Origin of the sequence: Streptomyces sp. NPDC007863 (assembly GCF_040633895.1) — a bacterium.
Classification (GTDB): Bacteria; Actinomycetota; Actinomycetes; order Streptomycetales; family Streptomycetaceae; genus Streptomyces.
On record NZ_JBEYEI010000050.1, the window covers coordinates 1 to 8,840 of the forward strand.

Sequence of the window (8,840 nt, forward strand, 5' to 3'; positions counted from 1 at the left end):
GCACCGAACTACACGACGCCTTCATCTCCCTGGCCTGCAGCCTCATCTGCTGGAGACGTCTCAAGAAGCACAACTCATGATCGTGTTACGAGCTCTAAGGGGTGCTTCACTCGAAGTAGCGACAAGGTCAATTACCTGTCGGGTTACCTGGCCGAACGGTATCGAAAATTCCCGTTTTGTTATTCAGGGCCTGTCCGGGGTGGAGGAACGTTTCACTGTCTCGCTTGAAAGGAAGGGCTGTTCAATAGGGCTTGTGTTCCCCGCCCTGCGGTGGGTAGGTAATTTCTGGAAGAAAGAGGGGTAGCCCTGTCGTGGGGGCTTGTGCCTTGAGCTCCACGGCCAGGGGGGAAATTGCTCTGTCGGGCGATAGGGGCGTCGGATAGGGGCCTCTGCGCTTGTCTTGGCATTGGGTAGCTGATCAGGAGTCCTGGGGTGCGGAGGATTGGAGGGGGCAGGGCGTCCGAGGCGGTGACGGAACCGGGAGGGCCGGAGGGTCGCTGTAAGTCATGGCCTGGGGCCAGGGGCCCCTTGGCGCGCAGTAGGTGGAGGGCGACGGAGACAGGGCTGTGGAAGGAAGGCTGGTGCGGATGGCGACGATTCTGAGGGGCGTCCTTGCCTGCAGGGCGGGGGAAAGAGCAGGGCTCGGCAGCACAGGGATGGGTGTCGGTTGTGGTGCCGTCAAGTCCTCCGCGGTACCTCGTGGCGAGCGGGTTCTGCCCGTCTGGGGCGCCGCGAGAGGCACAGGGGCAGTCGGCAAGGAGGCAGAGGCATACCGTGACATGAGGCCGGCGGACGTGACCCGGCGCGCCGTATTACCCCTGCTCGGGTTTGATGGCGGGGCGGGCGGACAGAGCGCCCAGCGATGGCAGCCGCCCGTGAACGTGGCACGCGGAAATGAGAGTGAATGCCTCAAACGGAGGTCGCGGACCTGACGGGGCTGCGTCTTCGAGGCGTTTCTGCGGATGTCCGGCCCCCGGGGACCGGGGGCGCGGTGCGACGAGGTGGCCCGGCGGGTCGCTGAACGTGGGGGCAGTGCTCTCCACGGGGGCAAGGCGCAATCGCCCTCGGCGGCCCGGGAGTGGGTGGAGGCGTACGGCAGCCGGGCGTCCCCGCGCCGCCTACTGGCATCGCGGGGACCATGGCGGTTGTGGTGGCAGTTGTCGTGTGCCGCGAGCGCCGGGTGACGCTGCTGGATGCGGGCGCCGTTCCTCGCAGGCCGCCCAGATGACCGCCCGGCGGTGCGTGAACCTGCGGGCCGTGCTTCGGCGGTGTCGAGGTGGGCCGGCCGCATCAGGTGCCTGTGCGACGAGGTCGGCTGTGTCCTTGTCAGTGGTGGCGGGGGCGAGGCAGCAGGGCGAACGCGCTTTCCGCGATCGAGGTCAGGCGGTCGGGGCTGTGGCCGTATGCGCCTACGACATCGGTCCCGCGGATGATGGTCAGCAGGAGGTAGGCGAGGTCGTCGGGGTCCGCGTCGGGGTCGATGTCGCCGTTGCGCTGGGCCGCTCGCACACACTCGGCCACCGCCGTCCGGACTACGGAGAAGCAGTCGTTGGCCAGGCGTTGCACTGCGGGGTCGGAGGCGCCGATCTCCAGGGCCATCTTGGCGGCGAAGCAGGCTGCGGCCGTCCGGTCGGGGGCGGGGGGTACGTCGGCGGCGAGTGGCACCCCGTGGACGGCGCGGAGCAAGTACGCGTGCAGTCGTTCCAGGGCGCCCTCGTCCGGTCCGGCGAGCATCTTCCGCGGCCCCTGCCCCAGCCGGGCGAAGTAGCCGGTCATCGCCTCCAGCAGCACGCCGTGCTTGCCGTCGAACGCGGCGTAGAGGCTGCCGCGGCCCAGGCCGGTGGCGGCGCTGATGTCGTCGACGCTCGTGCCGTTGTAGCCCGAGGCGCGGAACTGCCGCTCGGCGGCATGCAGGACGTGGTCGCGGTCGAAGCTTCGTGGTCTCGCCATACATAGAAGGTAAAGCCGACTCGCCGTTATTGACAACCCGGTACAGAACAGCCTAGATTCCAGACTGTTCAGTACACAACCATCCTGAGCTCACCGGACAGGTTTGGTCCGGACTTGCAGGACCGGTGCGACAGTGTCGACCTGAGGACAGGCGACCCCACACAGGGCACGACGAAGTCATGTCCACAGCCGAAGGAACCACCATGCAGACAGCTTCCCCAGTGGCCCTCGTGACGGGTGCCTCCTCCGGGATCGGGCGGGCGGCTGCGCTCGCCCTCGTGGGCGCCGGCTTCGCGGTGGTCGGCACGAGCCGCAACGCGGCGAACGCCAAGCCGATCGCCGGGGTGACGTTCCTCGATCTCGACGTGGCCAGCGACGAGTCGGTCCGCTCCCTGGTCGGGGAGGTGATCGAGCGGTTCGGCCGGATCGACGTCCTGGTCAACAACGCAGGCGTGGGCGCGGTCGGCGCCGGCGAGGAGAGCTCGATCAACCAGGCCAAGGAGGTCTTCGACATCAACGTCTTCGGCCTGATGCGGATGACCAACGCAGTGCTGCCCCACATGCGCGCCCAGGGCAGTGGCCGCGTGGTCAACGTCGCCTCGGTACTCGGTCTGATCCCAGCCCCCTTCATGGCCGTCTACGCCGCCACCAAGCATGCGGTCGAGGGCTACTCCGAGTCCGTCGACCACGAGCTTCGTGAGCACGGCGTGCGGATGCTGCTGGTCGAGCCGGCCTACACAAACACGAGTTTCGAGGCGAGCAGCATGGCACCCGACTCGCCCCTGCCGGTCTACGCCGCACAGCGGGAGGTCTCCCGAGACGTGCTGGCCACGGCCGTGCGCAACGCCGACGCCCCGGCCGTTGTCGCGAAGGTGATCGTCGCGGCCGCCACCGATTCCAAGCCCAAGCTCCGGTACACCGCCGGCTCGATGGCCGCACGCGTCAGCCTCCTGCGCCGGATCGTGCCCTCGCGCGCCTTCGACCAACAAATCCGCAAGCTCAACCGACTGGCCGGCTGACCCCGCACTACACCCGGCGCCCGAAAAGGCGCACATGTCCAAAACCAGAGACACTGAAGCCGACATCAGCCTCTCTCGTCCGACCGCTCCTGGAAATGGCTGACACCCATGGAATTCGAACACGTCACCTTCGACCTGCCACACGGCACCTTTCACGCGCTGCAGGGTGGTGACCCCGATGGGCAGCCGACGGTCGTCCTGCACGGCTTCCCGGACCACCCGCCGACCGCGAAGCCCTTCCTCGCCGAGCTCGCCCGCCACGGACGTCACGTCATCGCACCCTGGCTTCGCGGTTATGCGCCGTCCCCGACCGCCGGGCCGTTCGACTTCGCCTCCCTCACCAGCGACGTGCTCGCGCTGATCGACCGCTGGTCTCCCGGGCGAGCCGTGGAGTTGGTCGGCCACGACTGGGGCGCCCTGATCACATACGATGCCGTCGTTACCGCGCCGGAGCGGATCGAACGCGCGGTCACGCTCGCAGTCCCCCACCCCATCACGTTCCTGAGCCGGCCGCGCCTCGCTCAGCTACGCCGGATCTGGTACATGGGGCTCTTTCAACTGCCGGGAAGCGGCTGGGTGGCCACAGCCCGCGATCTCGCCTTCATCGACCGCCTCTGGCGTCAGTGGTCGCCCAGCCTCTCGCTCGATCCAGCTCTCCAGGCGGAGCTGCACGAGCACCTGCGGGCGAGCATGCCCGCGCCTCTGAAGTACTACCGGGCGATGCTGCGACCCAGCATGATTGGGGCGACACGCCGCCTGTCTCAGCCGATCGCGGTGCCCCTGCTGCAGCTTTACGGTGCCGACGACGGCTGCTTCCTCCCCCCGAAGGTCGACGACCGACATCGGTTCGCCGCCCCGCACGCGATGGAGGTCGTCCCCGACGTCGGTCACTTCCTGCACATCGAGGCCCCCGAGGCGATCGCGGAACGGATCGCGGCATGGGCCAAGTAGCGGATCACATCACTCGGAGTGGGGGACGTATGGCACAGGCCCCGGACGCTGCGCGGACCGTCATCCTGACCGTGGACGACGATCCCGGGGTGTCCCGGGCCGTCGCCCGTGACCTGCGACGGCGCTACGGCAAGTCGTACCGGATCGTGCGCGCGGAGTCCGGCGAGTCCGCGCTGGAGGCGCTGCGGGAGCTGAAGCTGCGCGGTGATCTGGTCGCGGTGATCCTGGCCGACTACCGGATGCCGCAGATGAACGGCATCGAGTTCCTCGAACAGGCCCTTGACATCTATCCGGGCGCCCGGCGCGTGCTGCTGACCGCGTACGCGGACTCGAACGCGGCGATCGACGCGATCAACGTCGTCGACCTCGACCACTACCTTCTCAAACCGTGGGACCCGCCGGAAGAGAAGCTCTACCCGGTCCTCGACGACCTGCTGGAGGCGTGGCGGTGCAGTGACTTCCGGCCGGTGCCCGCCACGAAGGTGGTCAGTCACCGGTGGTCGGCCCGCTCGTCGGACGTACGGGAGTTCCTGGCCCGCAACCAGGTTCCGTACCGCTGGTACTCCACGGACGAGCCCGAGGGCCAGCGACTGCTGGCCGCCGCAGGACAGGACGGGCAGCGGCTGCCGGTGGTGATCACGGCGGACGGTACGGCGCTCGTCGAGCCGGAGGTGCCCGAACTGGCCGCGCACGTGGGGCTGGCGACGACACCCACGGCGGACTTCTACGACCTGGTCGTCATCGGCGGCGGGCCGGCCGGGCTGGGCGCGGCCGTGTACGGGGCCTCGGAGGGCCTCAGGACCGTGCTCGTGGAGCGGTCGGCGACCGGCGGGCAGGCCGGGCAGAGTTCGCGGATCGAGAACTATCTGGGCTTCCCGGACGGGGTGTCCGGCGGCCAGCTCACCGACCGGGCGCAACGCCAGGCCACGAAGTTCGGCGCCGAGATCCTCTCCGCACGGGAGGTGACCGGTCTGGAGAGCAGCGGGGCGGCGCGGCTCGTACGGTTCGCGGACGGGTCGGCGATCGCGGCGCACAGCGTGATCCTGGCGACCGGTGTGTCGTACCGGCGGCTGGAGGCGCCGGGTGCCGACGAGCTGTCGGGCCGCGGGGTGTTCTACGGGTCCGCGCTCACCGAGGCCGCCGCCTGCCAGGGCCACGACGTGTACATCGTCGGCGGCGCCAACTCGGCCGGGCAGGCGGCGATGTACCTGTCCCGGGGCGCCAAGTCGGTCACCCTGCTGGTGCGCGGAGCGGACCTCACCGCGTCGATGTCGCACTATCTGATCCAGCAGATCGCCGAGTCGCCGAACATCTCGGTGCGGGCCCACACGGTCGTCGAGGCCGCGCACGGCGACAACGACCTGGAACAGCTGACGTTGCGTGACACGACGAGCGGTCAGACCGAACGGGTCGACGCGCAGTGGCTGTTCGTGTTCATCGGCGCGGCCCCGCTGACCGACTGGCTGGAGGGTACGGTGCTGCGGGACGAGCGCGGGTTCATCCTCGCCGGGCCCGATCTGACCGCCGACGGGCGGCCACCGGTGGGCTGGGAGCTGGACCGGCCGCCGTACCACCTGGAGACCAACATCCCCGGCGTGTTCGTCGCCGGGGACGCGCGCGCGGAGTCCGCCAAGCGGGTCGCGTCCGCCGTCGGAGAGGGAGCCATGGCCGTGATGCTCGTACACCGGTATCTGGAGCAGTCGTGAGCGGGCGGCTGATGCCGTGCAGCGCGGCCGAGATCAGCTCGCTGTTCCTCTTCGAGAAACTGAACTCCGAGCAGCTCGGCAGGCTGTGCAGCGAGGGACGGGTCGAACTGTTCGACCCCGGGCCGGTGTTCACCGAAGGTGACCCGGCGACCTGCTTCTACGTGATGATCGAGGGCACGGTCGTCATGTCGCGCCGGGTGGGCAACGACGACATCGAGGTGAGCCGCACGTCCCAGACCGGGGTGTACGCGGGGGCCGTGATGGCGTACCTCGGGGACGGAAAACCGCAGCGGTACATGAACTCGTTGCGGGTGTCGGAGCCGACGCGGTTCTTCGTCCTGCCCGCCGAATCGTTCGCGAACTTCATGCACGAGTGGTTTCCGATGGCGATCCATCTCCTGGAGGGGCTCGTCCTCGGTTCGCAGACCTTTCAGCGGGCCGTCGGGCAGCGCGAACGGCTGCTGGCGCTGGGCTCGTTGTCCGCAGGTCTCACCCATGAGCTCAACAACCCGGCCGCGGCGGCCGTACGGGCCACCTCGGCGCTCAGGGACCGGGTCGCGCACATGCGCAACAAACTCGGCATCATCGCCTCGGGCCCCTACCGCGGCGACGCCCTGAAGGCCCTGGTCGATCTCCAGGAGCGTACGGCTGAGCGGGTCTCCAAGGCGCCAGCACTGAGCCCGCTCGAAGCGTCCGACCGGGAGGACGAACTCGCCGACTGGCTCGACGACCACGGTGTCCAGAACGGCTGGCAGATCGCGCCGACCTTCGTGCAGGGCGGCCTCGACGTCGACTGGCTGGAGCAGATCGCGGCGGCCGTCGACGAGGAGGAGATCCTGCAGAGTGCCATCGGGTGGCTCAACTACACGGTCGAGACCGAGCTGTTGATGTCCGAGATCGAGGACTCCACCACCCGTATCTCGCACCTCGTCGACGCCGCCAAGCAGTACTCGCAGCTGGACCGCGCCCCCTACCAGGTCGCCGATGTGCACGAACTCCTGGACAGCACGCTGCTGATGCTGTCGGGCAAGATCGGTCCACAGGTCAAGGTCGTGAAGGAGTACGACCGTTCGGTGCCGAGGATTCCGGCCTACCCGGCCGAGCTGAACCAGGTGTGGACCAACCTGATCGACAACGCCGTCTCCGCCATCAAGGGCGCGGGCGGCGAAGGGACGCTGACCGTACGCACCGCTCTGGTGCACGACCGGCTGCTGGTGGAGTTCCGCGACACGGGCCCGGGAGTGCCGGCCGAGATCCGCGGCCGGATCTTCGACCCGTTCTTCACCACCAAACCGGTGGGCGAGGGCACCGGGCTGGGGCTCGACATCTCCTGGCGGATCGTCGTCAACAAGCACCACGGTGACCTGAAGGTCGAGTCCGTACCGGGTGACACCCGCTTCCAGGTGCTGCTCCCCCTCACCGCCACCGAGCCCGATACCGTCCCGGACCCGGCCCAGGAGCCCTCATGACCAAGGGCACCGGCATCGACCCCAGCGTCCCGCCCTGCGGGGCCGGGACGAGGCGCTGACCCTCTCGCCGGTGTGCTGAACTGGCCCCGTGTCCGTGAGACCTGTGCCGTGCTCATCGCCGGGGACGCCGGGGTGTGCAAGACGTGGGTACTGTCGGAGGCCGAGCTCGGCTACACCGGCAGGGGCTGGCGGCGCACACCGAGCCGGACCGGCGCATCGACAACAGCACCCAGCGCAGCCCCGTCCGGAGCCTCCCTACCAGCGTCACCTGACGCCCGAGGCCGGCCAGCTCAGGCTGCGGAGGGAAAGGTTCACTCCCCATCGCCCCGCACTGCAACATCAGGCCCTACCCTGAGCGGGTCCTGGCCCGGGACGAGGTCGACCGCTGCCCGGCCGGGTGCGCACCGGGACAGCGACCAGGCAGTCACGTGACGCGGGCCGGAGAGGTCACACGAGCCTGACCGGTCCGGCGTCGATCGGCAGGCGGACCAGGAGATAGGGCTTGCGGCGCAGATCCTCGCCCTCGTGGAAGAGCGACATCCGGTTGAGTTGGTTGGCCGTGGCGTACAGGTGCCGGTCCGAGGCGACGGACAGGGTGTCGACCCAGATGAGGTCGGTGCCCCTGGGCGAGGGTGCGGTAGGTGCCGTCCGGATTCCTGCGCCAGATGGAGTTGTGTTCCAGGTCGCCGCCGTAGAGCCGTCCCTTGTCGTCGCTCTCCAGACCGTCGGCCATCGGCTTGAATCCGAGGTACTCGACCGTCGCCGCCGCCTCGGCGTCCCTGGCGTCCGGGTCGGCGAGGGCGTCGGTGGACATGTTGTGCAGCCGGCGGCTGGACAGGGGGAGTAGGAGAGGCGCTGGCCGTCGGCGCTGAGAGCGATGCCGTCGGAGCCGGTCTCGTAGCAGGTGGGTTCGCCGTCCGCGGGGCGGATCATGAGGGGTTCGCCCTCGAAGAGGGGAAGGAACTGCTCGTCGGGGAGCACTGAGGGATGCCCGGCCAGCCGCCGCCAGGAGCGGCCTGTGGCGAGGTCGACCACGATCACGCCGTTCGAGCCGCCCGAGTCGGTGATGAACGCCATGCCCTCGGCGCCGCGCCGCAGGTCGAAGCACAGGTCGTTGGGGTAGCTGTTCGACGGCACCACCTCGGGCGGGGAGAGGAGCTTCCGTACGATCCGGTTGGTGCGCAGGTCGCCCGCCACGAGCTTCGGGTCGCCGTAGGAGGACCCGGCGAACAGCGGGTTTCCGGTGTCGAGGATCCATAGCCGGTCGGCCGGGTCGACGACGACGCTCTGCACCGACTGGAAGTGCCCGGCCAGGTCGGAGGCGTCCTCGCGGTTCACCTCGGCGTTGGGTACGCCACCGGCTTCCCGTGCCGCAGTTCGGCGACGGTGAACGGGACGTCGTCGCCCCAGCGGGGGAAGTTGACGAAGATACGACCGTGGCGTGAGACGGTGACACCCGTCGGCATCGAGCCTCAAAGGCGGGCGACGACCGTGCACTGACCGGCGGTTGAACCGGCGGCGGCGTAGGCGGGCCCGGCAAGTTGGGTGGCGGCCAGCGACGCGGTGGTCGCGCCGAGGAATGTACGTCCTTTCATGCGAGCGCCTCCTGCTGGGTCAAGTCGCCGGAAGGCACGTCGCCTTCTCGGCGGCGGCGGGGGCGAGGCAGCAGGGCGAACGCGCTTTCCGCGATCGAGGTCAGGCGGTCGGGGCTGTGGCCGGCCGCGCCTACGACATCGATGCCCCGG

7 protein-coding genes are annotated in these 8,840 nt (G+C 69.1%); 4 read left to right on the forward strand and 3 right to left on the reverse strand.

Features of this window, described 5'->3' with window-relative positions:
- Positions 1-1,326: 1,326 nt before the first annotated feature.
- Positions 1,327-1,950, reverse strand: a complete 624-nt coding sequence (locus tag ABZ621_RS37400; protein ID WP_360611610.1) for a TetR/AcrR family transcriptional regulator — start codon at positions 1,948-1,950, stop codon at positions 1,327-1,329.
- Positions 1,951-2,153: 203 nt separating this feature from the next.
- Here ABZ621_RS37400 and ABZ621_RS37405 point away from each other — a divergent pair, with 203 nt between their 5' ends.
- The 4 genes from ABZ621_RS37405 to ABZ621_RS37420 all read left to right on the forward strand — a co-directional run bounded on the left by ABZ621_RS37405 (position 2,154) and on the right by ABZ621_RS37420 (position 7,095).
- Entirely contained in the window at positions 2,154-2,969 is an 816-nt protein-coding gene (locus tag ABZ621_RS37405; protein WP_360611621.1) for an oxidoreductase, read from the forward strand.
- 108 nt (positions 2,970-3,077) lie between these two features.
- On the forward strand, positions 3,078-3,920 hold the full coding sequence (locus ABZ621_RS37410) for an alpha/beta fold hydrolase (protein ID WP_360611612.1): 843 nt from the start codon (positions 3,078-3,080) through the stop codon (positions 3,918-3,920).
- Between the two features lie 29 nt (positions 3,921-3,949).
- Complete coding sequence (locus tag ABZ621_RS37415; RefSeq protein ID WP_360611614.1) at positions 3,950-5,626, forward strand: FAD-dependent oxidoreductase; 1,677 nt, start codon at positions 3,950-3,952, stop codon at positions 5,624-5,626.
- A complete protein-coding gene (locus tag ABZ621_RS37420; protein WP_360611616.1) occupies positions 5,623-7,095 on the forward strand; it encodes an ATP-binding protein in 1,473 nt (490 codons plus the stop codon). Before ABZ621_RS37415 ends, ABZ621_RS37420 begins: the two co-directional genes overlap by 4 nt.
- A 447-nt stretch (positions 7,096-7,542) precedes the next feature.
- On the opposite strand, the gene ABZ621_RS37425 is transcribed toward ABZ621_RS37420, so the two are convergent.
- Together ABZ621_RS37425 and ABZ621_RS37430 are read right to left on the reverse strand one after the other, a co-directional pair.
- Positions 7,543-8,433: an L-dopachrome tautomerase-related protein gene (locus ABZ621_RS37425; RefSeq protein WP_360611617.1), complete on the reverse strand. Its 891-nt coding sequence runs from the start codon at positions 8,431-8,433 to the stop codon at positions 7,543-7,545.
- A gap of 134 nt (positions 8,434-8,567) precedes the next feature.
- Positions 8,568-8,690 carry a hypothetical protein gene (locus ABZ621_RS37430; RefSeq protein WP_360611619.1) on the reverse strand — a complete coding sequence of 41 codons (123 nt, stop codon included), beginning with the start codon at positions 8,688-8,690 and terminating at the stop codon, positions 8,568-8,570.
- Between the last annotated feature and the right edge of the window lie 150 nt (positions 8,691-8,840).

Bases quoted from the DNA above. Each gene is read 5' to 3' on its own strand.
- ABZ621_RS37400 (WP_360611610.1), bottom strand. From the start codon at position 1,950: ATGGCGAGACCACGAAGCTTCGACCGCGACCACGTCCTGCATGCCGCC.
- ABZ621_RS37405 (WP_360611621.1), top strand. From the start codon at position 2,154: ATGCAGACAGCTTCCCCAGTGGCCCTCGTGACGGGTGCCTCCTCCGGG.
- ABZ621_RS37410 (WP_360611612.1), top strand. From the start codon at position 3,078: ATGGAATTCGAACACGTCACCTTCGACCTGCCACACGGCACCTTTCAC.
- ABZ621_RS37415 (WP_360611614.1), top strand. From the start codon at position 3,950: ATGGCACAGGCCCCGGACGCTGCGCGGACCGTCATCCTGACCGTGGAC.
- ABZ621_RS37430 (WP_360611619.1), bottom strand. From the start codon at position 8,690: ATGAAAGGACGTACATTCCTCGGCGCGACCACCGCGTCGCTGGCCGCC.